The organism is Serratia sp. J2, from assembly GCF_046269175.1.
GTDB lineage: Bacteria > Pseudomonadota > Gammaproteobacteria > Enterobacterales > Enterobacteriaceae > Chania > Chania fonticola_C.
The window spans coordinates 115469-137053 of record NZ_JBKABN010000001.1; the positions used below are offsets into that span (position 1 = coordinate 115469).

Genomic DNA, 21585 nt, shown 5'->3' on the forward strand with positions numbered 1-21585 from the left:
ATAACTCATGGACTTTAACAAGACTCCTCGCCTGCTGATCATGATGTTTGTGCAGTATTTCATGCAGGGTGCCTGGAATATGACGATGGGCCTGGTGCTGAGCACCTACGGCATGGCCGCCATTATCGGTTCATCTTATGCGCTGCTGGGATTGGCAACCATACTCTCGCCGCTGTTTATCGGCATGGTCGCAGACCGCTTCTTTGCTTCGCAGAAAGTCATGGCGATCCTGCACCTGATCAACGCCGGGGTGATCCTTTGTGTGCCACAGTTTATCGAGGCGCAGGACACCACCATGACGCTGGTGATGATCTTCCTGGTCGGGTTGCTGTTCTATCCGACTACCGCGCTGGCCAACAGCATCAGCTTTAGCCATATCAACGGCGTGAAGTATTTCCCGGTGATCCGCGTGTTTGGCACCTTCGGTTTTATGGCGATAGGTTTCATCATCGGGCAGATGGGATATTCCGGCGATACCATGACCTGGTACATTGCTTCGGCCGCTGGGGTGGCATTGGGGCTGTACTGCTTTACTTTGCCGGATACACCGCCGAAGGCCAAGGGCAGCACCTTCACCCTGCGCGATCTGCTGTGCCTGGATGCGCTGTCGCTATTTAAAGATCGTAACTTCTCCATTCTGATGCTGAGCATCTTTGTGTTGATGATCCCCAAAACGGCCTATTCCGCCTATATTCCGGTATTCCTCAAAGCGCTCGGGTTTGATAACGCCGCCTCCATGATGCAGGTAGGGATCGCCTGCGAAGTGGTGTTTATGTTCCTGCTTTCGTTCTTCCTACTGAAAGCGGGCTTCAAGGTGACGTTGATGATGGGCGCGGTGTGCTGGATCATCCGCTCGGTGCTGTTCTCCCAGGCTGCACTTGACGCCAACATGACGTTTGTCCTGATTGGCCTGATGCTGCAAGGCTTCTGTTGGGACTTCTTCTTTACGGTGGGGGATATCTATGTTGACCGTAAAGCACGGCCCGAAATCAAAGCCCAGGCCCAGAGTCTGCGCTTTATCGTCTCCAATGGTTTTGGCTTGCTGTTCGCGTCCACCATTTGCGGCCAGATCTTCAACAGCACGGTGACGGAGCAGGGGCCACAGGCGTTACCGCAGTGGGAAAGCTTCTGGCTGTTCTCGGCGATTATCGCCGGCGTTGTTTCGGTCTTCTTCTTTATTTTCTTCAAGGACGATCTTTCTAAACAGAAAACACCGGCGGCAATGAAACCCGCGAAGCAATAGGAAACAACATGGACAGCTGGTTATCGGTGCTGGGCGGGTTGGGGCCGCTCCATCTGGCGACGGTAGGCAAGATAGTCGCGGCGTTTGTTCTGGGGGGCGTGATTGGTCTGGAACGTGAATCCAAGGGTAAGCCCGTTGGGTTTAAAACCTGCGTGATCATTGCCGTCGCCAGCTGCGTATTAACGGTGGTGTCGATTCAGTCTGCGGAGTATTACGCCGAGATCTCCGTCAATATTCGCAGCGACCCCATGCGGTTGGCCGCACAAATTATCAGTGGGGTGGGCTTCCTGGGCGCTGGGGTGATTTTGCACCGGCGTGATGACGCCATTTCCGGTCTGACGACCGCCGCGATCGTGTGGGCATCGGCGGGAGTGGGGATTGCCTGTGGAGCCAGTTTTTATTTGCACGCACTCTTGGCTACCGCACTGTTTTTACTGGCGATAAAGATCAGCCCCTATATTTTCCTGCTGCAATCGAGGAATCAATATCTGGGGAAGGTCAAAGTACGGCTGATACTTGATGAGCAGGCAGGGCTAGCCAGCCTGATGGCCCAGCTTAATCAGCAGAGAAACCTGATTGATGCAATGACCATACGTGACGTCAAAAAACACAAGATTGAAGTTAACTTTAAGCTGACGGTAAGGAAAAGGACGACCCTGGACGAACTGTATGGCTCACTGCGCGCTATGCAACACGTGTGCTTCGTCGCATTGGAGCATTAGCGGGTTTGAGTGGATCAAAAATGCCGGGTAGCTTAGCCGACCCGGCATTTTTTTGCTGGCGCTTGAACAATCAGGCTTTAACCGTGACGTTCATGCCTTTGTAGCTGACCTTCTGGCCATCAACGATCTTGCAGCGCTTACGCGTTTCGACCTGACCGTTTACTTTGACCTGCCCTTCGGCGATCACTTCTTTCGCGGCACCGCCGCTGTCACACCAGCCCTGGAACTTCAGCAGATCGCACAGTTCGACATGAGGGTGACCTTCCAGATTAAAAATTTCCATACTGCCTTAACTTAGTTAGGTTGAACGTCGTGAAATTCCTCGCAGGCTTGCAAGGTATTTTGGATCAGTGTAGCAACGGTCATCGGGCCGACGCCACCTGGAACCGGAGTAATGAAGGCCGCACGTTCGCTTGCGGCTTCGAAGTCTACGTCGCCGACTACTTTACCACTTTCCAAGCGGTTGATGCCGACATCGATCACGATCGCACCCGGTTTGATCCAATCTCCTGGGATAAACCCAGGTTTGCCCACGGCAACGATCAACAGATCGGCATTTTCGACGTGGTGACGCAGGTTTTTGGTAAAGCGGTGCGTGACGGTGGTGGTACACCCGGCCAGCAACAGCTCCATACTCATCGGGCGGCCAACGATGTTGGAGGCACCCACCACCACGGCGTTCAGGCCATAGGTATCGATGTTGTAGCGTTCCAACAGGGTGACAATGCCGCGTGGGGTACAAGGGCGCAGTTTAGGTGCGCGCTGACACAGGCGGCCGACGTTGTAAGGATGAAAACCGTCTACGTCTTTATCCGGGCTGATGCGCTCCAGCACCTTCACGTTATCAATGCCTGCTGGTAAGGGGAGCTGCACCAGAATGCCGTCAATTTCTTTATCGGCGTTTAATTTGTCGATCAGCGCCAGCAGTTCAGGCTCGGTGGTGGAGGCGGGCAGATCGTAAGAGCGGGAAATAAAGCCCACTTCCTCACAGGCCTTGCGCTTGCTGGCGACATAAATCTGCGAAGCCGGATTCTCACCAACCAGTACCACCGCCAGGCCCGGCGCACGCTTGCCGGCCGCCAGACGTTGTTTCACTTGCTCAGCCACTTCGTTTCTAACCTGCTGCGCAATCGTTTTGCCATCAATAATCTTTGCTGCCATCAGTGAGGAAATCCATCATTTAAGAAAAGCGGGGGATGGCGCTATTTTGGCAGAAGAGAGGCGCGCTGTCAGGCTTTCGATCGGGTTAATGCAGAGAATAAGCACACGATTGCGTAGCGGTTTATACATTTTTTACACCAACGGAATGATCCTCTACGCTTTTTTTACCTCCAGTCTTTTAGGCTTTACCCATTGCCCCTGGCGTTTGGGGTCTATGGAGGCAGGATCATGCAGACGATTACTCGGCTCTATCCATTGCATCAACCTGGTGGAAATACAGCAGATGAACAGCGGCATATTGGTGAAACGGTGTTTGATTCCTCCCTGCATCCGGCGCAGGTGGCGTTGTTGCAGGCATTACATCGGCTTTGTAAGCCGAAGGAGGGCCGCCCTTCCTGGAGTCAGCGTATGGCGCAGTGGTATAAAAGGGGCCACCAATGATGCGTAGCGTTCCTTTAGTGCTGGTATTGCTGCTTGCTACACCACTTTGTCAGGCATCGATGAATACCTTGGCAGCCAGTGAATTGCCTAGGGCAATGCTGGCGCAGACCTGTAATGTGCTAAATGCCCCGCAGGCCGATTGGGGGGATATCAACGCCGTGGTGCGATCGGCACGTGCCTGTATGTCGCAAAAAGCAGGGCAGAGGGCAAACCCACGCCCATTGGCACCCACGGTTGAACCACAAGGGGTTGATGAGACGGTATTGTGGCAGGGGATTAGCGTAGCCAGATCATTGCGTTAGGGTGACTTATCATAGCTTTTGTGTGCGAAAAATCGCCATAAAGCACCTCTGCCACCACCACAGAGTCAAAAGGCATTGACTCAATAACCTCTGACCGTATAATCCAACTCCGCAACCTCGGTTGCCGCATCCGCATTTCAATGCGCCCTTAGCTCAGTTGGATAGAGCAACGGCCTTCTAAGCCGTAGGTCACAGGTTCGAGCCCTGTAGGGCGTACCATTTTTACTTCTCCCAACGTCTACTCAAATCTACTAAACCCCTCTATAATGCCTGATACAGCTGATATCACCGTATCCCACCGTCTACCTAGTTCTACTGAAATCTACATGCATGTGGGGGTATGTCTGGTGGTATGTCCAGGTTCAATGAAGTGGGGTACCCCCAATGAAGTTAAATGCCCGCCAAGTAGACACCGCCAAGCCCAAGGACAAGCCCTACAAGCTTTCTGATGGTGGTGGTTTGTATTTGCTCGTTAATCCGACCGGTGCCCGTTATTGGCGTCTGAAGTATCGCGTGGCTGGAAAAGAAAAGCTTTTAGCCATAGGCGTGTATCCAGACGTACTACTCGCTGATGCCAGAGCCAAGCGTGATGAAGCTAAACGACTGTTGGCTGCTGGTGTCGATCCTGGTGAAGAGAAGAAGTCAGAGAAACAGGCTAAGAAGGTGAGCGTTGAAAACACATTTGAAGCACTGGCCAGAGAGTGGCACGCCTACAAAGTGCCGAACTGGTCTAAGGGCTATGCCGAAGATCTGATGGAGTCCTTCGAAAAAGACATATTCCCCTATATTGGGAAACGACCTGTTGCCGATATCAAACCCCTTGAAGTTTTAGAGGCTCTGCGCAAGTTAGAGAAGCGTGGTGTTCTCGATAAGATGCGCAAAATTCGCCAAGCCTGTAGCCAGACGTTCCGTTATGCCATCGTCACTGGCAGGGCTGAGAACAACCCGGCCAGCGAATTAGCTGGAGCGCTCGCCATCCAGAAGCATACACATTACCCCCACCTGGTTGCGACAGAGTTCCCAGAGTTTCTCCAATGCCTCAATGAGTACACCGGCAGTCCAATAACAAAAATTGCGACCCGGCTATTACTACTGACTGGCGTTCGCACCATTGAACTTCGTGCTGCTGAATGGGCGGAATTCGATCTGGATAAAGGGCTTTGGGAAGTCCCTAAGAGCAGAATGAAAATGCGCCGCCCGCACTTGGTGCCATTGTCTGAACAAGTTCTGATTCTGCTCCGCCAGCTCGAAGAAATGACAGGACGCTTTAAGCTGGTTTTCCCTGGTCGGAATGACAGCACTAAACCGATGAGCGAGGCCAGTATTAACCAAGTGATAAAGCGTATTGGTTATCACGGTAGAGCAACCGGTCACGGCTTCCGCCACACCATGAGTACCATCCTGCACGAACAGGGCTATAACACCGCCTGGATTGAAACCCAACTGGCCCACGTCGATAAGAACAGTATCCGGGGAACCTATAACCATGCTCAGTACCTGGATGGGCGCCGGGAGATGCTTCAGTGGTATGCCGATTATATGGAGAGCCTGGAGCGTGGTGGGAATGTTGTGCAAGCCTCATTTGGACAACGCGCATGACTGGATGTATAGACAGTGTAACTAGACCGCAGTAGACTTAGATATACGAACAAAGAATAGGCTATGTCTAGGCTGATCCCCGAAAACTCGTACACCTCTACGGGCTGGCATAGCCGCCAAAACTTAGAGGGCGTGAGGTGGCGTGATGGTAAGTATTCCTAAGAGCATTGATAATCTAAGTCAGCAGTTGCTTGAAATCGAAGAACAAACAGAGTCAACCAGTGAATTTTTCACTATTTTGCGTGAGCAGAAACTTACTGCGAAAGAGATTGCCAATATAATAGATGTGAAAAAATATGACGAAATAACTAAGGATTTTGAGCTTATTCAGTATTACCTTTCTTTCCAAAAAAGAATGGAAGCACTATCTATATTAGAAAACATTGATGAGGTTATGAATGAAACTTATGAAGACTACTTGTCTGCGGGCTATGAGTTCGTAACGGAAGATGTTTTTTTAAAGGAGAAAGAGGAAAGAATACATGATGACCAAATAGATTTGCTTTATGTCGTTACTCGTATAATTTCAGGGGACAATGTAAACATATTTCAGGAAGACTTGAAATATGCCAATGGCTGGCAACTACAAACACCGATTACACTCTTTGATATGAAGCAAGTAGCCTTAGATAACGTTGGTGGATGTCTTCTTGGTGGGATGAATGATGATAAATATAACAAAGTAATTTGTAAAATTCTAAACAGAGAGGCTAAAGGGGATGACCTTAAAAAGGTAAGAGAGATACCTGATGGGTATGGGTGGCCTACGCTTGGGCTTAATCAAAGAGTATGGGCCGTCATTGATGTTAATACGCCCGATGATATTTTAATTGATGCTTTTAAAGGTTGGCTTAAAGAGGTAAGGGCATTACCTCTTTTTGCCGATAGCTCTACTCCATACCATATATTTTCAGATGGCGTTATAAAGTCTAATCATATTAAAAAATGGTATTCGCTCAGGTTGTTAGCTTACCTTGATTTAAAAATACTTTCGTTATTTACAGGTGCCAATCTTACAATGAAGCAATATGCTGACATTGTTTATTTTGATGAGTTTGATATAGATGCGACTGAAAAAGTAAGGAAAACGCTTATCCCTTTAGCGAAAGAGGTAATGAGGACTGGTTACTTGCATAATTTGCTAAGAAAGGTATTGGCGGAAGGAAGTTAGCAAAGATTATACCGGAAGAAAAAAATGAAAATTTCTTCCGGTACGAAAAAGTTTTTTTTCTTCCCTTCAGTTGCTTTACCGTAGTAATGAAAATGGCTCCTGACATCTACCACCGTCCACCAGCGACGATAGAAAGAAACAGGGGGCTACATGCCGCAAACAGCACAATCATTTATCCGCCTTCCAGAAGTACAGCGCCGCACTGGCTACAGCAAAGCTTGGATTTATCGTCTTATGAGCCAGAGGCGCTTCCCCTTGTCCGTGAAAATTGGCACTCGCTCAATTGCTTTTGTTGAAACTGAGATCGACGAGTGGATCAAGCAGCGCATTGCTGAATCTCGCGGGGAGGCGGCGTAATGCAAGAGAAAACCCGCACAGAGGCGGGCATTGTCGGACAGGTTAGCGCCTCCGATAATACCGCCACCACCTATGCAAAGGCAATGCCGAAAAAGCACCGCGCTCGTCTTTTCATGCTGCGCAGCGGTCACGCTGGTTTCACTGAAAACGATATCCTTTTCTACTGTCGCCTTTCTTCTGGCCGGAACTATGCCAGCGAGATAGAACGCCGACTGAGTATCCGCCTGGAGCGTATCAGCGAGCAGAACCCAGACGGCATCGGGAACCATTACCGCTACCGTATTGCCAACCGTTGTGATGCTCAGCGCATTATTTCCCTAGTCAATGCAAGGGCAAAGCAGCAGGGGCATCCACAGGTAAGCCAGCATGAAATCAACCGTATCCTGAATCTTTACCCGGAAACTACAGCAGCAGTTTAACGGAGCCTAAACGATGAATATGAAAAATACGGCCAACACTGGCCGGGGACAAACTCACCCAAAAGAAAGTTACGGCATTATTAACGGTAATGATTTTGCATCCATTGTACCGGTTATCTCCGGTCGAATTGGTGGGCGTGAAAGTAATATTGTGAGCGCCAAGGCATTGCATAAAGCTCTCGGCGTAGGGCGTGTCTTTTCCAGTTGGTTTAATGCGCGGGTGGACGAGTACGGCTTTATAAACACGACTGATTACGTCGAGTCTGATCCCTTCGATTTCAGGAACCAAAGTACAAGCGTTGACCAATTAACACCGGAATGGGTGTTTAATCCAAAGCGTGGCCGCCCTGAAAAAGACTACCTAATTACTCTGGACATGGCTAAAGAACTGGCAATGGTAGAGCGCAACGAGCAGGGCCGCGCCGTTCGTCGTTACTTTATCCAGTGTGAACAAGAATTACACCGCAGCGTTCCAGAGATAGCCGCACGTTTACGCCACCAGCTCAAGACCCGCATTAGTGCCGCCAATATGTTCAAAGCGATGTGTGCCGCTTTAGACGCTGCCTATGTTGAACAGGGTAAGCAGGCCTCACAGAAGCACTACACCAACGAAAGCAATATGATTGCTCGCATTGTCTTGGGCGGTATGACGGCCAAGCAGTGGGCTCAGGCAAATGATGTTGATGGTGATCCGCGTGACAACATGAGCGCGGAGCAACTGGATCACCTCACCTATCTGGAAAGTACCAACATAACGCTGATTGACATGGGGATAGCTTACGACCAGCGTAAAGCTGAACTGAGTCGCCTCTCTCAACGTTGGATGGCGAAGCGCCTCGGGGCCGACCATGCATAGCTACAGTTTCAACAAGAAAGAAGCCTTTCCCCTGGCTGGCCTGTTATCAAATGTTATGGTGGAAGCCGCCAATTTGTTGTCAAAAGTTGACATTTGTAATGCCTGGAACCTCACAAAACTAGACATGCGCAGCCGGTTAACTGGTGGCTCAGTACCAATGAAAAAGGGCAGCACTGCGAATGCCGCCCTTTGGGAGTGGGGAGATGGTTATCATCCCTTTGGTTCAATGCCCAGGCGTTCAAGTTCTTTGCGCCCTAGCGTCTTCATCCAGTTAGCCAAACTCATACCAGCATCCGAGGCGGCAACCTCAAATTGCGCCTTTAGTTCAGGCGTTATTCTGACCTGGAAGGCAGGAGCTTTACCGCCACCTTTTGGCTGTTTATCCCTCTGTATTATCGTTGACATGTGTGTACCTATTGGACTAGTATCAATTGAAATAGGTACACACCTTAACACGGTGGAATCTATAAAAACAACGCCCTGGAGTGGTGGAACACTACCAGGGCGTCTAACCAGTAACGTTATGGAGACTAACGCTATGGCTAAGCCGCAGTGTAACCAAACTCACCCTAAATTTCAGTATCGCTTTCTGGCGATATCACGCTCAGACTGTAACGCCAAGCCTTGCCGCATGTCCGTAGAGGCACACACCGAACGAGAAGCCCGCCAAGTACTGGCCCCTCACTTCATCTTGTCATTTTCTGCCCGCCTGCCGGTTCAGGAGGTGCGCCATGCGTAATCAACCTGCGATCGATATGCCTGACACGCTGGCGAAAATCGTTGCGCTGGCCGGTGCTGCCCAATTCCTTACCGATGGGGCTGAACAGCGTCAACTTGCTAATGAGCTGGTTTCCATGATTGAGGATATAGCCCGTAACGCACTGGATTTGGAGGTCAACCATGTTTGATATTGCCAACCCACCAGCGCCAGACTGCCGTGTCTTGCTGACCTACCGTGACGGTGTTATCGGCGATGTGAGAACCGCTGAAGTAAGCGAGATGCTAACCAGTAGCGCCGGTTTTGCTGATTACCTGGATAAGCGAGGTTACAGCCTGGTATCCAACGAGCAGATCACCGACATTCTGCGGGTTATCGAGACACTGAACCATGGCAACCCTCTTTACGAATGCCTTAAGGGCCATTTGCAAGCCTTACTGAACGATAAGGGGGCTTCTCATGGCGCATGAAATCACACTGGCCGAAGCCAACAAGAAGGCATATCAAGCCGAAGTTATTCTGATGATGTTATCCAGGCAGGTGGAGGACATGGCTCCTTGTGAAATTGAGGTGGCTATCAACATGGCTAAAGACTTATCAAGCTGTGTTGCTGCCTGGCTTGGTGAAGAAACAGCGATGCGGGGTGAACAGCAATGAAAGCCGCTCCAAATCTTACATATCTGCCTGCAGATGCCTTTGCGGAGGCGATCATTTTCGCCGGTGCGGATGCCTGGATACACGCAAGAGACTGGCAGGACAACAATAAGGCCGGTGATACGGTGCCACCGATCGTGCTGGCACCCGAGCAGCTTAAGAACTTGGCAAACCTGCGCATAGTCGATGATGGTCGTCGCTGTGTTCGTGTTTACCGCGCTGGCGCACTGGAGCAACTGCAAATCACGGCAATAGCCCACTACCTGGCGCTGGCCGGTGTCATGGAGGCCCGTTTTTATTCCGAATCCCTTGAGCTATTGGAGGACTGGACGCAGAGCCTGGCCAGGTTAAAAACTGAGGCAGAACGCGGGGAAAATGTGGTGATCGATTTGCCGGTGACCAATCAGCGTCAAGTACAGAACAGCAATCGGGATGAATTAAAACCACGTGTTGAAAGCAGGAAAGACGGCATTTTTCAGATCGTGCCGAAAGTCGAAAAAAATGGGGATATTGTCAACGATGAGTCTTGGCTATGTTCACCGCTGGAAGTGATCGGCACCGGCAGGGACGACAAAGATCAATACCTGATTATCCGCTGGCTACCAGTGGGCGAAAGTTCCCCTACAACCGCCGCGGTCCCCCTGGCCGATATTGGTGAGCGGGAGGGTTGGCGAACGCTCAAGGCTGGTGGCGTGAACGTGACTACGAAAAACTCCCTCAGGGCAATCCTGGCCGACTGGATGCAAAATAGTGGCACCCGTGAAATCTGGCGTGTGGCACAGGCTACAGGTTGGCAATGCGGGGCATACATCATGCCGGACGGGGAGATCATCGGCACGCCAGAAAGGCCCGTGTTGTTCAACGGCCGCAGTGCTGCCGCTGCCGGGTACACCGTGAAAGGAACGCCAGAGGGATGGCGTGATTCGGTGGCGAGTTTGTCCCGTGGTAATCCGTCGATGATGGCGGGTATCGGTGCGGCGTTGGCCGCCCCACTTATCGGGCTGGCTGGTGTTGATGGGTTCGGCATTCACTTCTACGAACAATCAAGCGCGGGTAAGACTACCACCGCCAATCTTGCCAGTAGTCTGTACGGAGAGCCGGATGCTCTACGCTTAACCTGGTTCGGCACAGCGCTAGGGATAGCCAACGAGGCCGCAGCGCATAACGACGGCCTGATGCCGCTTGATGAGGTGGGGCAAGGCGCTGATCCGGATAGTGTGGCGAAATCGGCCTACACCCTGTTTAACGGTGTCGGTAAGCTACAAGGGGCCAAAGAGGGCGGCAACCGAGATCTAAAGCGCTGGCGTACTGTGGCACTCAGCACCGGGGAAATGGACATTGAAACTTTCATCGCTACCGCTGGCCGCAAAGTGAAAGCGGGCCAACTGGTACGCTTGCTGAATATCCCGCTGGAAAAGGCGCAACAGTTCCACGGCACGGCAAACGGTAAGGCACACGCCGACGCTTTGAAAGATGCCTACCAGAGCCACTACGGGGCGGCTGGGCGCTTCTGGATCAAGTACCTTGCCGATCATCAGCAGGGGGCTATTGCCGCCGTGAGAGAGGCGGAAAGCCGCTGGCGTTCACTGATACCAGCAGATTACGGCGAACAGGTTCACCGGGTGGCCGCGCGCTTTGCTGTATTGGAAGCTGCCTTAGTGCTGGGCTGTGTGGTAACGGGTTGGGATGTGCAGGAATGCCGGGACGCGATACAGCACAACTTCAACGCCTGGATCAAAGAGTTCGGTACCGGCAACAAAGAGCACCAGCAGATTATCGAGCAGGCAGAGGCCTTCTTGAATGCCTACGGTTTGAGTCGGTACGCGCCGTTGCCCTATGACCCTCAGGATATGCCTATTCGTGACTTGGCTGGGTACCGGGATAAAGGTAAGCGTGATTGTGACGCCATGGTGTTCTACACGTTTCCGGCAGCGTTTGAGGGTGAGATAGCGCAAGGGTTCAACACTAAGCATTTCGCCAAGGCGCTGGCAGATGCCGGGATGCTGACACCACCAGCCAGTGGGCGGGGTTATCAGCGGAAATCACCGCGCATTGATGGGCGGCAAATCAACGTTTACGTGATCCACCACCTGCCGGAGGGTAATCAGTCAGAGGAATAAAAAATCTACATGAGATAAAAACATGTTGGTTCAGTTAGTTCAGTTGGTTCAATATGCAAAGATGGTTGTTTTTAAACGTAATTATTTTTCATATTGAACCAACACTGAACCAACAAATGCCGGTTTTGAACCAGCAAATTATTGTGTTTCTGGCTGGAGACCCTAATCACAAGCCAGAAAACTAGTGGAGTAAGTGGAAAACCCGTTCGATGAATTGGGAACAGCGTGTGGCTGAACGTCAACACAGAGCCTAGGGGGCAGGGATACGCTTCCAGAGCCTCATACGCTCTCGGACGTGGTGAGGGTGTGGAGTTTTTGGGATTGGTTCTTCGGTATGCATCAGGCGGCTTACAAGGAACTATATGGCGATACCATGATAGATAGTGAGCAATATTGTTATGACCGTGAGGATTATTTTGCTGGCCGGTTGTCGCAGATCCGCCCGCTCCACCAGCGTGAGGCTGTGGATGTGTTGAAGTGGATACTGGTTCAAGATCGATTTGACGATTACAACGAGACAATATTGTTTAATCTCATTTGTGCCACAGGAATAGAATAGTCACGTTGATATATTATTGCGTTATTATAACTAAGCCTGCGATCTAGCAGGCTTTTTTGTGTCATTGATCAAAAGGCGAGCAATTTGATATAGCAATAAAACCGAGTATGGAACACTGTAGACGTACTAATGTTTGGTATTCGAAGGAACGGATCATGAAAAGAATAATTTTAGCTGTATGTCTATCGTTGTTTGCGTTCACAGTTACAGCAGCCAACACCCCATGCTCAGGCAAGAAAGGCGGCATCTCACACTGCTCTGGTGAGAAATTTGTCTGTAATGATGGCTCAGTGAGTCAGTCTAAGAAGGTTTGTCGCTGATTAACAGAGAGTTCTCAAGCTCTAAGATTGCTGAGCCCAAGATAAGGCTGGTTAAGGGGCAAGTTTTGTGCAGATGCCTACAGTGCAAAACAGGAAAAAACGGATTGACGTCCGATCACTCGTGCACAACAATGAACTTGTGATAGTGGGCGTTTTTTACTTGGTGGAGATTATGGCTAAGCCAAATCCTGAAATACTTAAATGGGCAAGAGAAAACTCTGGCTTGAGCTTGGATGAGGCTGCAAAAAAGCTGAATCTGAAAAGCTCAAAGCAGTCAGGGGCTTCTATTTTGTCTGCTTATGAGTCAGGGGAAAAAGTGCCAACGAACAAAAAAGTTGGTGAGATCGCCAAGCTATATCATCGCCCTCTTCTCACATTCTATCTTTCTAGGCCTCCTGTTATTCAAAAAAAGGGGGAGGACTATAGAACCGCTATAGACTCAATGCCCATTGAGGCTAATGGTAATGTGGATGCGATTGTTAGAGATATCTTCGTTCGGCAAAGCATTGTTCGAGAGGCATTGATTGATTCAGATGATGCAGAAAGTAAAGATTATGTTGGGCAGCTAAAAGGGTTGCCAGAGGTTGATGTTGCTTGCTCTTATATTAAGAAAAGGTTCAATATAAGCACTTCTGAATTTAGAATCCAACTAAATGCTCATGACGCAATGGGGTATCTCAGAAAGCAAGTTGAAGACCAAGGCGTCTTCATACTATTGATTGGTAACCTAGGCAGTCACCATTCATCTGTCAGTACAAGCTATTTTAGAGGTTTTGCGATAGCTGATAATATCGCCCCATTTATTGTGATCAACGATAATGATTCTAAAATGGCTTGGAGTTTCACGCTACTCCATGAGTTGGCTCATATTTTAATTGGTGAGACAGGAATTAGTAATTCCGGCATTGAGCACAAAATAGAGAAGTATTGTAATGATGTAGCTAGCAACATTCTCTTGCCTGCGGAAGATCTATCTACTGTAAGAATAGAGGATTCATCTGATTTTGAAGAAATCCTTGGAGTTATTCACGAGAGATCTGCATTTTATAATGTGAGCGCCTCTTTGATAGCTTATCGACTTTTTCGCGATGGAAAAATTAGCTTTGCTGATTGGGAAAAAGCATCTAGTCACTTCAAAGAATTGTGGCTTCAGAGCAAGGTAAAAAAGCCAGATGATAAAAAATCATCAGGCACATTCTATGTTACAAAGCGTCATAAGACTGGTAGCGCGCTTTTAAAGGTTGTCAAAAACTCCATTCTAGAAGGGGTGATAACCGAAACGAAAGCAGGGAAAGTTCTAGGCGTTAGCCCTGGGAATGTCGCTCGAATGGTGGGATTATAATGTCTGAAGAAAGGGGCAAGTTATATCTACTAGATGCTAACATCTTGATCCATGCACATGATTATTACTACCCGCAAAAAAGAGTCCCTGAGTTCTGGGAATGGATTTTATTCCACGCAACAAGTGGGAGACTAAAAATGCCGCGGGAGATAATTGATGAGATTAAGGGGGGTGAAAGTGACATCCATGCTAAATGGGTCCACCACAAGATAAATAAAACGCACATTATGCTTCCAGAGGATTTTGATGCAGGCATCCTTCATCAGGTCGTTAGCGATGGTTATGCCGAAGACTTGTCGGATCTTGAGATAGAGAAAATTGGTAAAGATCCTTTTTTAATTGCATACGCAATGAAAGACATCAGGAACCGTGTTGTAGTTACTAATGAAACACCAAAGCCAAGCAAAACAAGAGCAAATAGGAAAGTGCCTGATGTCTGTAGTAAGTTTGGGGTACAGTGCTGTAATGTTTATCAGCTACTAAGAGACTTGGATTTTTCAACAGACTGGAAAATACGTTCGCTCTAATTTTCTACCCGGCCCCGAGCCGGGTTCTCTTCTATGAGTAACTGGAAACACAAGTTCTTTACTTTGCAGGATGGCACATAAACATCGGTTAGTTAAGATGTTGCATAACCTTTTCTTTTACAAAGTCTTTTTGCGCTTTTTTATCTATCAATATTACAACACCGTTATGTTCCATCATCTGTAACAGTGACTTAACACTACCGACGTACCAGCCTTTTGGAACAAGCTTTGTGCTAACTGTAACGCCATTCTCAATTCTGACTAGTACCTCACAATTTATAGGGAGAAGAGAGGGAGTGATAGGTACACTTTCACGAGGACAGTATTTTTCATCAAGTGGAATATGAGCTGCCAATAACAGTGCTTCTATAAATTGCTCTTCACCAATCTCCTTGTATGAACAGCCGAAGTGGGATTTTAATGCTTCCCATAACGTGTTTTGTACTTTTTCCCGATTCTCATTTTGGATAGGTTTCACACGAGCCGTTACTAATTGCTCAATGGCTTCCTGTTGCTCGATAGTGATTTTCTTGAATCCGTCATTCTTTACTTTGGAGGGAGTGATAACTTCTTCCCTTGCCCAATATTCATGTAGAACATTATCACATTCTTTTCGGCACAAGATCACCTTGTTACGGATTCCAGGATTAACCTTGTTGGGGCTGATAGTGTTTAACCATCCAGCAAGTTTAGGCAAAGCCAAGCAGATCATCGTGCGGGGTTTACCATCTTCAGCAACCGTTGTGATTTCCACAATGCTTGAAGCAAATCGCCGTTTAAGCTTAGTGAGTTGCGAAGCCCAATCCATACCTATGCCTTTTACGATAGGTTCCAATGGGACGTAAGGTTTTCCTTGGTGTTTGATGATGTAGAGGGTTGAACCGTGAAAAGGAACGCTGATCGCTAAATGGGCCATGTTAATACCTCCGTGGTGAGTGTCTCCTTAGTGGCCTTGGTTGTATCGATTGTATGTTCAGATCGATGTAATACTGACCACAAATGATCATTAAGTGAACATATTTTCTAATGTGTGTAACAAAAGTGAGATCTAAGTATCTTTTTTGAACTCAATGAGATTGACCATTCGCTCATCAAGTATCTCCCCACCCTGCAACCTTGTTGTAGCAGACCCGCATTCACTCATTCTTGAAGTGATTTGCATAACCACCAGCAAATTCGATCTCAATGATCGAAATATATCATTTCATTTTTTGCAATATAAATTGCAATTATCCCATTTAATGAAATACTAATTACTGGATTAATAACCAGTGAGGTTGTTGCTATGGCAGCGAAAGCAAGTGTTAAACCGGTGCTTTTATCTGGTGAGCAGATGTCGGCGATCCTTCAGATTCAACGTCAGGAAAAACAGAAATCACCGTTGGGCATTACGCCAAGTATTCATGAGATTGCGCGTGGATTGGTTGGCAAGGCACTCAGCAATATGGCTGTAGGTTGAGCCCTATGCCCAGCATAGTGGATCACGGCGGTGCCAATGACAGTGGCTTGAGGATTAACCAGCAAGTTGCCCACATCCTTCGTGATGTGGCTTGCGCTGTCGCTGTGGAGAATGTGGCAAACCATGGGCAAGAGTCTTTGCTGATCATCACACCCGGTGGCCGCCATGTTGAAACGCCACTCACTCCCTCGGATGTCGCAGAGCTCATTGACGCTTATTTATTTCCAATACTGAAACGTGAGCATGGGGATACCTGGCAGTTATTCGCTATCACTTTGCTGGAGAGGGGAATAACAGAAAGCGGATTACTGTCGGAGTTTGGCGCTGCGATGTGGCAAACATTAATTGGTTATATCGCTGAGTGGATCGAAATGGTGGGTTATGGCGATGTCAGGCATTGAAGGGGTCTTCTCAGCAAGGCCACTGAGCGCCAAGAGGTAATCGACTGATGATCACATTTGTCCCTACGCGAAACATCGATGTGATAGAGGCTGTTGGTAATCACCCGGACATTATCGCCGGTAGCAACAACGGTGATGGCTATGACTACCGGCCAGAGTGCCGCTATTTCGAAGTACATGTGCATGGCCAGTTTGGCGGCATTGTCTACTACCACGAAATACAGCCTTTAACATTCGATTGTCACGCCATGTTCCTGAAAGAAGAACGGGGCTTCAGTAAGGCGATAGGTCTGGCGTTCTGGCGCTTTATCCTCAGCCAGACAAGCGTCCAGTGCGTTACCTCGTTCGCCGCCAGGAAGTTCCGCCACGGCCAAATCTACTGCGCCATGATCGGCCTGCAGCGCGTGGGCACTATCAAGAAGTATTTCAAAGGCGTTGATGACGTCACGTTCTATGCCGCCACTCGTGATGAGTTGACGGAGTTTCTTTCCAAACACTCTCAATAGGGATCACGCTATGTTTGATATTTTTGAAAATACCCGCTGTGGGAACTCCAAGCGGATGAAAGAAAGCAGAATGCGGAAGGGCGGTAAAGGTGGTGGTGATAACGGCGCTGGTGCTCAGGCTGACGCATTAAACCGCTCAACAGATCTGCAGCGTGACCAATGGCAAACGGTGATGAACAATCTGGCCCCATTTACGCCCATGGCTCAGCAGTATGTTGGGCAGTTGCAGGGACTATCTACGCTGGGCGGGCAAGAATCAGCGCTAAACGATTACTACAATTCCGGACAATTCAAGGGACTCGCTAACCAGGCGCGCTACCAGCAATTGGCTGGAGCCGAGGCTACTGGTGGGTTGGGTAGTACCGCAACGTCAAACGGCCTAGCCTTCATCACTCCACAATTGGGGCAAAACTGGCTATCTGGTCAGATGAACAATTATCAGAATTTGGCCAATATCGGTCTTGGCGCATTGCAGGGCCAAGCGAATGCAGGGCAGACATATGCAAACAATACTGGGCAACTGTACCAACAGCAGGCTTCATTAGCCGCAGCTAATGCCAATAAGCCATCAGGCTTGCAATCCGCAATCACTGGTGGTCTCGGTGGTGCTAGTGCGGGTATGGCGATTGGTGGGCCATGGGGTGCCGCCATTGGCGGAGGGTTAGGTGTGCTTGGGAGTTTATTCTAATGGCAACATGGGAACAGGGTATCAATGCCGGTGGATTCCTTGCTGGAATGGGCGGCAATAACCAAAACGCCCCTCAGGCAGGCGATATTAACGCCACGCTCGGACTTATCCGCGATAACAATGAGTTTGCTCGTGCTGGCGGTAATAATGTTGCCCTTCAAGGTTTGCAGGGACTTGCTGGACTGTCTCAGCAATACAAGGAACAACAGCAGCAGCAAGCCTTGAGTGAGTTTAACAAGGCGCATGCTGACGCATGGAATTCAGGTGATACAAGTGGGCTGAGAAAGTTTGCCGCTTCTAATCCTGCATTCGTTGCTCAGGCGCAACAGGCGGTAGCGGGACTTGATGAGGGGCAGCGTACTGATATGACAAATCAGGCCGCTAAGCTGCGATTTGCGTTGGCTCAGGGGCCGGAAGCATACACACAATTTGTAAGCCAGAATGCGGCAGAGCTATCACGGGTTGGAGCCAATCCAAACGTTCTGGCACAAATGGGAGTGGAGAACCCACAAGGCGCAGCGCAGCTATTCGATACTCTCGGATTGGCCGGTAGCGGCGATAAGTACTTCGATATCGTCGATAAGCAGCAAGGGCGTGAAATAGATCGTGGACAACTGGCGGAGACTTCTCGGCATAACCAGGCTGGCGAAGGTTTGCAGGCACAGCAAATTGCGGTGAGTCGTGAGAACTCCATCAGGTCAGCTTATGCACCAACAGCCGCCATGCAGAACTACTCGCAGTATGCACAGATGCTTAAATCAGATCCTGACGGCGCGGCGGCATTCGCAGCCGCTGCTGGTATTAATACCAACGCCAAAAAACTGATGAAGGTTGAAAAGAACGATGACGGTACGATTACCAAATATTATACGGATGGCTCTGAGGAGGCAGGGAAACTACTTCAACCAATTAGCGCGGATGGTATAAAGCCAATAAGTCTGCCCCAAGCGCAAGCTATCATGGAAAAAGCTCCAGAGGGAGCAAAGAAAGCGGCAGGGTTCGCTTACCGAGTTCGTAATAATCTGGATTCAATGGATACCCTAAAGGTAGACCCAAAGCGCATCGCAGTGATTAATACTGCCTTGGGTGATGGAAGTATCGGCAACTTGAATCTATCGGGCCCCGAGCAGCAATACGTTTCATATGCTGGTGATTCAATAGCTGCCATATTGAGGCAGGAATCAGGGGCAGCTATTCCACTGGAGGAACAGAAAAGTTATTACAAAAGGTATTTCCCTCAGATAGGTGATGCTGACGGTACGATTAAAACCAAGAGGCACTTGATGGAGAACCAATTTAAGGCACTCCGTGGGGCTTCTGGCCGCGCCTACGATGCCCTTACTGTCTCATCAGCTGCAGACAATACCGAGGCTCCTGCAACTGTAGCCGATTCAAGTGGATCCCTTCCTACGTATCAGCCTAAACGCCAATACGGACAAACCCAAGAGCAGGCCCAAAAAGCAGCGCAAGCTCAGCAACAGCAGTTATCCGATGATGATCTGGTTAGCAAATACCTTGGGGGTAAATAGTGGCATACGACCGCGAGCAACTCATGACAGCCTTGCGTAACGCTGACGCAGCTGGGGATACAGAAGGGGCTACGAGAATTGCGCAGATGATCCAGGCTCAAGGTGGACAGCAATCCGCGCAGCCTTCTTCAGGTATGATCGAACCAGGAAATATCGATATCCATAACCGGCCTGTTGTTAAAAACGCCGATGGCAGTATTAGCACTGTGCGCAGTATGTCCACGAACATTGATGGGCGCGAGGTATTAATCCCGACTGTCAGCGACGACGGTAGGATCATGTCTGATGATGAAGCTATCGATAATTTCATGCGAACAGGAAAGCACCTAGGCATGTTCAGTTCGCCAGAAGCAGCTACAGCCTACGCTGAAAGCCTGCACAATCAGCAGGCAGATGAGTACTTGCCAGAACAATCGCAGACAACCCACCAGCAGCAACCACTCAGCCCTTATGCTCAGGGCATGGCGAACACTAACGCAACCCTTGCGCAGAGTCGTGAAGCGGATACCCAGGCAGCAAAAGGCTTTAGGGAGCGTGTAATAGAAGCCGTAACTGGTGATAGTCAAATGACGCCTGAACTTGAAGGGCTTAAGAATGTTGGTGCTGCCCCTGAACTTAATGAATGGTCAATGAATGCCCTCAAGGCTGGCATAGGTCAGCTTTTTGGTTCTGATGCTTCACAGATGAAGATATTACAAAGCATGGGAGGGCGGCTTAGTCAGGACTCAAAAGGCAATGTTGTAGTATCCCTGCCATCTGGTGACTATGCATTAAACAAACCAGGCGTTTCTCCTCAGGACGTAACCTCATTTTTGGCAAATGCTGTGGCTTTCACCCCGGCAGCTCGAGGGGCTACAATTCTTGGGGCGGGGGCCAAGTCAGCCGCAACGGATGTTGCCTTACAGGGGGCGACTCAAGCGGCAGGCGGAGATAAAATTGACCCATTGCAAGTGGGGATATCTGGTGGCATCGGTATAGCAGGGAAAGCAGCAGAGCGGGGCATCAGTGCCGTTGCTCGTGCTACCCGCGGAACGATGACACCCGAAGCGGAGCAAGCAATTAGGTTTGCTGAACAAAATAACCTACCCCTGATGACAACTGATGTATTGCCACCAAAAACAAACGTAGGGCAACAGGTTAGAACGCTTGCCGAAAGGATCCCGTATGCTGGAACTGGGGGGCAGAGGAGGACTCAGCAAGAGGCCCGAGAAAACCTTGTAAAGACTTTTAGCGATGAGGTTGGCGGGATTTCAGACGATGCCCTGTACAGATCGGCCAGCGCGGGGAAGCAGCAGTTTATCAAAGCAGCTGGGCAACGTTATGATCGCGTAATTAATGCCATGGGAGATACTCCGGTAGATATTAGTGGAACTGCAAAAGCCATTGATAACCAGATAGCCAGACTAACCCGGCCTGGGGCATCGCAAGACCGTTCAGCGGTTAAGGTGCTCCAGCAGTACAAGGATGATATTACCAGCGGAGCTAATAATTTAAGGCTTGCTCGCGATAACCGCACTGACCTTAGGAAGCGGTTTATGGCCGCACCTGATGAAGTTGATCGAGATGTCCTTGAGAAGGCACTGGAGCCGATTTACAAGGCCTACACTCAGGATATGGCCAAAGCGGTTAGTAAGAAATTAGGTCCGGAAGAGGCCAACAAGCTTTATCGCGCAGATCGCTCATGGGCCAGGTTTAATGACATGATGAGTAACACACGGGTTCAAAAAGCCATACAAACTGGTAGGGTGAATCCCGAGGATGTCTCTAAGCTGATATTCAGCCAGAAAGCTGCGGATCGCTCACAATTATTCCGGCTTCTTGATGATAATGGACGGCAGAACGCGAGAGCTGGGCTTGTGCAAAATGCGGTTAATAAGGCGACTGACGCATCGGGCAACGTAAGCGTTGAGAAGTTTATCAATGAATTACACCGAACAAGGAAGCAGGCCGATACTTTTTTCCGTGGTGAGCATGGTCGACGCCTTGAGGGGGTGGTTAGATATCTCGACTCGACAAGGGAGGCAGCAAAAGCTGCCGCGAGCCCTTTGACAGGGCAAATATTCGCCAGCCCTACAGCCTTGGCCGCTGCTTTAGCTTCATATGCCAATCCTGTAGCAGCAAAGGTGGCGGCTGGAGCCGCTGGTGTTGGTCTTTCTGGTAGGGCCTACGAGTCCCAAATCGCTCGTAATGCCCTTCTGAGATTGGCTAACACGCCACGCGGAAGCACTGCATATGAAAAGAACATTGAAGCGGTAACCAGAGCTTTAAGCGTCAATACTCAAGCAGAAAATAGATAGGTAAAAGCCAAGGATGGCTACTCGTTTCTCTGTGATGAATTTTCAACTCTTTTTTCGAGTTCGGCAACTTTCTTGGATAGCTGGTATGGCTCAAGGTCTTCGAGAGCTTTGACACGCTTCTTAAGAGCTACTGTCTCCGCATAAAGAGCGCAACATGCAATGCATAACGCGGAAATAATTAGAATCAGCACAAC

The 21585-nt window shown here is 49.3% G+C and carries 27 protein-coding genes and 1 tRNA gene; 24 read left to right on the top strand and 4 right to left on the bottom strand.

Going from position 1 to position 21585, the window contains the following annotated elements; genetic code table 11:
- The first annotated feature begins 7 nt into the window (after positions 1-7).
- Both ACKWMY_RS00515 and ACKWMY_RS00520 read left to right on the top strand, forming a co-directional pair.
- A complete protein-coding gene (locus ACKWMY_RS00515) occupies positions 8-1243 on the top strand; it encodes an MFS transporter (RefSeq protein WP_024528449.1) in 1236 nt (411 codons plus the stop codon).
- 8 nt (positions 1244-1251) lie between these two features.
- Positions 1252-1965: an MgtC/SapB family protein gene (locus ACKWMY_RS00520; protein ID WP_024528450.1), complete on the top strand. Its 714-nt coding sequence runs from the start codon at positions 1252-1254 to the stop codon at positions 1963-1965.
- A gap of 70 nt (positions 1966-2035) precedes the next feature.
- On the opposite strand, the gene ybcJ is transcribed toward ACKWMY_RS00520, so the two are convergent.
- Both ybcJ and folD read right to left on the bottom strand, forming a co-directional pair.
- Complete coding sequence (ybcJ, locus tag ACKWMY_RS00525) at positions 2036-2248, bottom strand: ribosome-associated protein YbcJ (protein WP_021180059.1); 213 nt, start codon at positions 2246-2248, stop codon at positions 2036-2038.
- 11 nt (positions 2249-2259) lie between these two features.
- Positions 2260-3126 (bottom strand): bifunctional methylenetetrahydrofolate dehydrogenase/methenyltetrahydrofolate cyclohydrolase FolD, encoded by an 867-nt coding sequence (gene folD / locus ACKWMY_RS00530; RefSeq protein WP_021805409.1) that lies wholly within the window; start codon positions 3124-3126, stop codon positions 2260-2262.
- A 228-nt stretch (positions 3127-3354) separates the two neighbouring features.
- On the opposite strand from folD, the gene ACKWMY_RS00535 reads away from it, so the two are divergent.
- The 8 genes from ACKWMY_RS00535 to ACKWMY_RS00570 all read left to right on the top strand — a co-directional run bounded on the left by ACKWMY_RS00535 (position 3355) and on the right by ACKWMY_RS00570 (position 8271).
- Positions 3355-3567: a hypothetical protein gene (locus ACKWMY_RS00535; protein ID WP_024528451.1), complete on the top strand. Its 213-nt coding sequence runs from the start codon at positions 3355-3357 to the stop codon at positions 3565-3567.
- Positions 3564-3869, top strand: coding sequence for a hypothetical protein (locus tag ACKWMY_RS00540; RefSeq protein ID WP_409485718.1), 306 nt, complete (start codon positions 3564-3566; stop codon positions 3867-3869). Before ACKWMY_RS00535 ends, ACKWMY_RS00540 begins: the two co-directional genes overlap by 4 nt.
- Before the next feature lie 142 nt (positions 3870-4011).
- Positions 4012-4088, top strand: a tRNA-Arg gene (locus tag ACKWMY_RS00545).
- 165 nt (positions 4089-4253) lie between these two features.
- On the top strand, positions 4254-5468 hold the full coding sequence (locus tag ACKWMY_RS00550) for a tyrosine-type recombinase/integrase (protein WP_409485719.1): 1215 nt from the start codon (positions 4254-4256) through the stop codon (positions 5466-5468).
- A 145-nt stretch (positions 5469-5613) separates the two neighbouring features.
- Positions 5614-6639, top strand: a complete 1026-nt coding sequence (locus tag ACKWMY_RS00555; RefSeq protein WP_409485720.1) for a DUF6387 family protein — start codon at positions 5614-5616, stop codon at positions 6637-6639.
- A 150-nt stretch (positions 6640-6789) separates the two neighbouring features.
- On the top strand, positions 6790-6996 hold the full coding sequence (locus tag ACKWMY_RS00560; RefSeq protein WP_409485721.1) for a helix-turn-helix transcriptional regulator: 207 nt from the start codon (positions 6790-6792) through the stop codon (positions 6994-6996).
- A complete protein-coding gene (locus ACKWMY_RS00565) occupies positions 6996-7415 on the top strand; it encodes a hypothetical protein (RefSeq protein WP_409485722.1) in 420 nt (139 codons plus the stop codon). The genes ACKWMY_RS00560 and ACKWMY_RS00565 overlap by 1 nt, the downstream gene beginning before the upstream one ends.
- A 13-nt stretch (positions 7416-7428) precedes the next feature.
- Positions 7429-8271, top strand: coding sequence for an antA/AntB antirepressor family protein (locus ACKWMY_RS00570; RefSeq protein ID WP_409485723.1), 843 nt, complete (start codon positions 7429-7431; stop codon positions 8269-8271).
- A 210-nt stretch (positions 8272-8481) separates the two neighbouring features.
- Here ACKWMY_RS00570 and ACKWMY_RS00575 read toward each other — a convergent pair whose 3' ends face one another.
- Positions 8482-8676: a hypothetical protein gene (locus ACKWMY_RS00575; protein WP_309047721.1), complete on the bottom strand. Its 195-nt coding sequence runs from the start codon at positions 8674-8676 to the stop codon at positions 8482-8484.
- Between the two features lie 133 nt (positions 8677-8809).
- On the opposite strand from ACKWMY_RS00575, the gene ACKWMY_RS00580 reads away from it, so the two are divergent.
- From ACKWMY_RS00580 to ACKWMY_RS00615, 8 genes are all read left to right on the top strand, one after another.
- Positions 8810-9010, top strand: a complete 201-nt coding sequence (locus tag ACKWMY_RS00580) for a host cell division inhibitor Icd-like protein (RefSeq protein ID WP_409485724.1) — start codon at positions 8810-8812, stop codon at positions 9008-9010.
- Positions 9003-9179, top strand: a complete 177-nt coding sequence (locus ACKWMY_RS00585) for a hypothetical protein (RefSeq protein ID WP_409485725.1) — start codon at positions 9003-9005, stop codon at positions 9177-9179. The genes ACKWMY_RS00580 and ACKWMY_RS00585 overlap by 8 nt, the downstream gene beginning before the upstream one ends.
- The gene (locus ACKWMY_RS00590) at positions 9172-9459 is read left to right on the top strand and encodes a hypothetical protein (RefSeq protein WP_409485726.1); all 288 of its coding nucleotides are present in this window, start codon (positions 9172-9174) and stop codon (positions 9457-9459) included. Before ACKWMY_RS00585 ends, ACKWMY_RS00590 begins: the two co-directional genes overlap by 8 nt.
- The gene (locus ACKWMY_RS00595) at positions 9449-9646 is read left to right on the top strand and encodes a hypothetical protein (protein ID WP_309047717.1); all 198 of its coding nucleotides are present in this window, start codon (positions 9449-9451) and stop codon (positions 9644-9646) included. The genes ACKWMY_RS00590 and ACKWMY_RS00595 overlap by 11 nt, the downstream gene beginning before the upstream one ends.
- Positions 9643-11763: a DUF927 domain-containing protein gene (locus tag ACKWMY_RS00600; protein ID WP_409485727.1), complete on the top strand. Its 2121-nt coding sequence runs from the start codon at positions 9643-9645 to the stop codon at positions 11761-11763. The genes ACKWMY_RS00595 and ACKWMY_RS00600 overlap by 4 nt, the downstream gene beginning before the upstream one ends.
- Positions 11764-12477: 714 nt before the next feature.
- Positions 12478-12642 (top strand): hypothetical protein, encoded by a 165-nt coding sequence (locus tag ACKWMY_RS00605; protein WP_409485728.1) that lies wholly within the window; start codon positions 12478-12480, stop codon positions 12640-12642.
- A 172-nt stretch (positions 12643-12814) separates the two neighbouring features.
- Entirely contained in the window at positions 12815-13984 is a 1170-nt protein-coding gene (locus ACKWMY_RS00610; RefSeq protein WP_409485729.1) for an ImmA/IrrE family metallo-endopeptidase, read from the top strand.
- Positions 13984-14511, top strand: a complete 528-nt coding sequence (locus ACKWMY_RS00615; RefSeq protein WP_409485730.1) for a DUF4411 family protein — start codon at positions 13984-13986, stop codon at positions 14509-14511. Before ACKWMY_RS00610 ends, ACKWMY_RS00615 begins: the two co-directional genes overlap by 1 nt.
- 88 nt (positions 14512-14599) lie before the next feature.
- Here ACKWMY_RS00615 and ACKWMY_RS00620 read toward each other — a convergent pair whose 3' ends face one another.
- Complete coding sequence (locus tag ACKWMY_RS00620) at positions 14600-15427, bottom strand: phage antirepressor N-terminal domain-containing protein (protein WP_409485731.1); 828 nt, start codon at positions 15425-15427, stop codon at positions 14600-14602.
- 369 nt (positions 15428-15796) lie between these two features.
- Here ACKWMY_RS00620 and ACKWMY_RS00625 point away from each other — a divergent pair, with 369 nt between their 5' ends.
- The 6 genes from ACKWMY_RS00625 (at position 15797) to ACKWMY_RS00650 (ending at position 21391) form a co-directional block, all read left to right on the top strand.
- Positions 15797-15970 (top strand): hypothetical protein, encoded by a 174-nt coding sequence (locus ACKWMY_RS00625; protein WP_309047715.1) that lies wholly within the window; start codon positions 15797-15799, stop codon positions 15968-15970.
- Positions 15971-15975: 5 nt separating this feature from the next.
- Positions 15976-16371 carry a hypothetical protein gene (locus ACKWMY_RS00630; protein ID WP_409485732.1) on the top strand — a complete coding sequence of 132 codons (396 nt, stop codon included), beginning with the start codon at positions 15976-15978 and terminating at the stop codon, positions 16369-16371.
- A gap of 47 nt (positions 16372-16418) precedes the next feature.
- Positions 16419-16877: a DUF2824 family protein gene (locus tag ACKWMY_RS00635; protein WP_409485733.1), complete on the top strand. Its 459-nt coding sequence runs from the start codon at positions 16419-16421 to the stop codon at positions 16875-16877.
- A 55-nt stretch (positions 16878-16932) separates the two neighbouring features.
- Entirely contained in the window at positions 16933-17565 is a 633-nt protein-coding gene (locus ACKWMY_RS00640) for a DNA transfer protein (RefSeq protein ID WP_409485806.1), read from the top strand.
- Positions 17565-19094 (top strand): phage DNA ejection protein, encoded by a 1530-nt coding sequence (locus tag ACKWMY_RS00645; protein WP_409485734.1) that lies wholly within the window; start codon positions 17565-17567, stop codon positions 19092-19094. Before ACKWMY_RS00640 ends, ACKWMY_RS00645 begins: the two co-directional genes overlap by 1 nt.
- Positions 19095-19426: 332 nt before the next feature.
- Positions 19427-21391: an injection protein gene (locus ACKWMY_RS00650; RefSeq protein WP_409485807.1), complete on the top strand. Its 1965-nt coding sequence runs from the start codon at positions 19427-19429 to the stop codon at positions 21389-21391.
- Positions 21392-21585: the final 194 nt, after the last annotated feature.

What these genes read in the sequence shown, in the direction of transcription:
- ACKWMY_RS00515 (WP_024528449.1), top strand. Translation starts at nt 8, where the DNA reads ATGGACTTTAACAAGACTCCTCGCCTGCTGATCATGATGTTTGTGCAG.
- ACKWMY_RS00535 (WP_024528451.1), top strand. Translation starts at nt 3,355, where the DNA reads ATGCAGACGATTACTCGGCTCTATCCATTGCATCAACCTGGTGGAAAT.
- ACKWMY_RS00560 (WP_409485721.1), top strand. Translation starts at nt 6,790, where the DNA reads ATGCCGCAAACAGCACAATCATTTATCCGCCTTCCAGAAGTACAGCGC.
- ACKWMY_RS00650 (WP_409485807.1), top strand. Translation starts at nt 19,427, where the DNA reads ATGTTCAGTTCGCCAGAAGCAGCTACAGCCTACGCTGAAAGCCTGCAC.
- folD (WP_021805409.1), bottom strand. Translation starts at nt 3,126, where the DNA reads ATGGCAGCAAAGATTATTGATGGCAAAACGATTGCGCAGCAGGTTAGA.
- ACKWMY_RS00570 (WP_409485723.1), top strand. Translation starts at nt 7,429, where the DNA reads ATGAATATGAAAAATACGGCCAACACTGGCCGGGGACAAACTCACCCA.
- ACKWMY_RS00575 (WP_309047721.1), bottom strand. Translation starts at nt 8,676, where the DNA reads ATGTCAACGATAATACAGAGGGATAAACAGCCAAAAGGTGGCGGTAAA.
- ACKWMY_RS00565 (WP_409485722.1), top strand. Translation starts at nt 6,996, where the DNA reads ATGCAAGAGAAAACCCGCACAGAGGCGGGCATTGTCGGACAGGTTAGC.
- ybcJ (WP_021180059.1), bottom strand. Translation starts at nt 2,248, where the DNA reads ATGGAAATTTTTAATCTGGAAGGTCACCCTCATGTCGAACTGTGCGAT.
- ACKWMY_RS00580 (WP_409485724.1), top strand. Translation starts at nt 8,810, where the DNA reads ATGGCTAAGCCGCAGTGTAACCAAACTCACCCTAAATTTCAGTATCGC.
- ACKWMY_RS00590 (WP_409485726.1), top strand. Translation starts at nt 9,172, where the DNA reads ATGTTTGATATTGCCAACCCACCAGCGCCAGACTGCCGTGTCTTGCTG.
- ACKWMY_RS00555 (WP_409485720.1), top strand. Translation starts at nt 5,614, where the DNA reads ATGGTAAGTATTCCTAAGAGCATTGATAATCTAAGTCAGCAGTTGCTT.
- ACKWMY_RS00635 (WP_409485733.1), top strand. Translation starts at nt 16,419, where the DNA reads ATGATCACATTTGTCCCTACGCGAAACATCGATGTGATAGAGGCTGTT.
- ACKWMY_RS00615 (WP_409485730.1), top strand. Translation starts at nt 13,984, where the DNA reads ATGTCTGAAGAAAGGGGCAAGTTATATCTACTAGATGCTAACATCTTG.
- ACKWMY_RS00540 (WP_409485718.1), top strand. Translation starts at nt 3,564, where the DNA reads ATGATGCGTAGCGTTCCTTTAGTGCTGGTATTGCTGCTTGCTACACCA.
- ACKWMY_RS00550 (WP_409485719.1), top strand. Translation starts at nt 4,254, where the DNA reads ATGAAGTTAAATGCCCGCCAAGTAGACACCGCCAAGCCCAAGGACAAG.
- ACKWMY_RS00585 (WP_409485725.1), top strand. Translation starts at nt 9,003, where the DNA reads ATGCGTAATCAACCTGCGATCGATATGCCTGACACGCTGGCGAAAATC.
- ACKWMY_RS00600 (WP_409485727.1), top strand. Translation starts at nt 9,643, where the DNA reads ATGAAAGCCGCTCCAAATCTTACATATCTGCCTGCAGATGCCTTTGCG.
- ACKWMY_RS00625 (WP_309047715.1), top strand. Translation starts at nt 15,797, where the DNA reads ATGGCAGCGAAAGCAAGTGTTAAACCGGTGCTTTTATCTGGTGAGCAG.
- ACKWMY_RS00645 (WP_409485734.1), top strand. Translation starts at nt 17,565, where the DNA reads ATGGCAACATGGGAACAGGGTATCAATGCCGGTGGATTCCTTGCTGGA.
- ACKWMY_RS00595 (WP_309047717.1), top strand. Translation starts at nt 9,449, where the DNA reads ATGGCGCATGAAATCACACTGGCCGAAGCCAACAAGAAGGCATATCAA.
- ACKWMY_RS00620 (WP_409485731.1), bottom strand. Translation starts at nt 15,427, where the DNA reads ATGGCCCATTTAGCGATCAGCGTTCCTTTTCACGGTTCAACCCTCTAC.
- ACKWMY_RS00630 (WP_409485732.1), top strand. Translation starts at nt 15,976, where the DNA reads ATGCCCAGCATAGTGGATCACGGCGGTGCCAATGACAGTGGCTTGAGG.
- ACKWMY_RS00605 (WP_409485728.1), top strand. Translation starts at nt 12,478, where the DNA reads ATGAAAAGAATAATTTTAGCTGTATGTCTATCGTTGTTTGCGTTCACA.
- ACKWMY_RS00520 (WP_024528450.1), top strand. Translation starts at nt 1,252, where the DNA reads ATGGACAGCTGGTTATCGGTGCTGGGCGGGTTGGGGCCGCTCCATCTG.
- ACKWMY_RS00610 (WP_409485729.1), top strand. Translation starts at nt 12,815, where the DNA reads ATGGCTAAGCCAAATCCTGAAATACTTAAATGGGCAAGAGAAAACTCT.
- ACKWMY_RS00640 (WP_409485806.1), top strand. Translation starts at nt 16,933, where the DNA reads ATGAAAGAAAGCAGAATGCGGAAGGGCGGTAAAGGTGGTGGTGATAAC.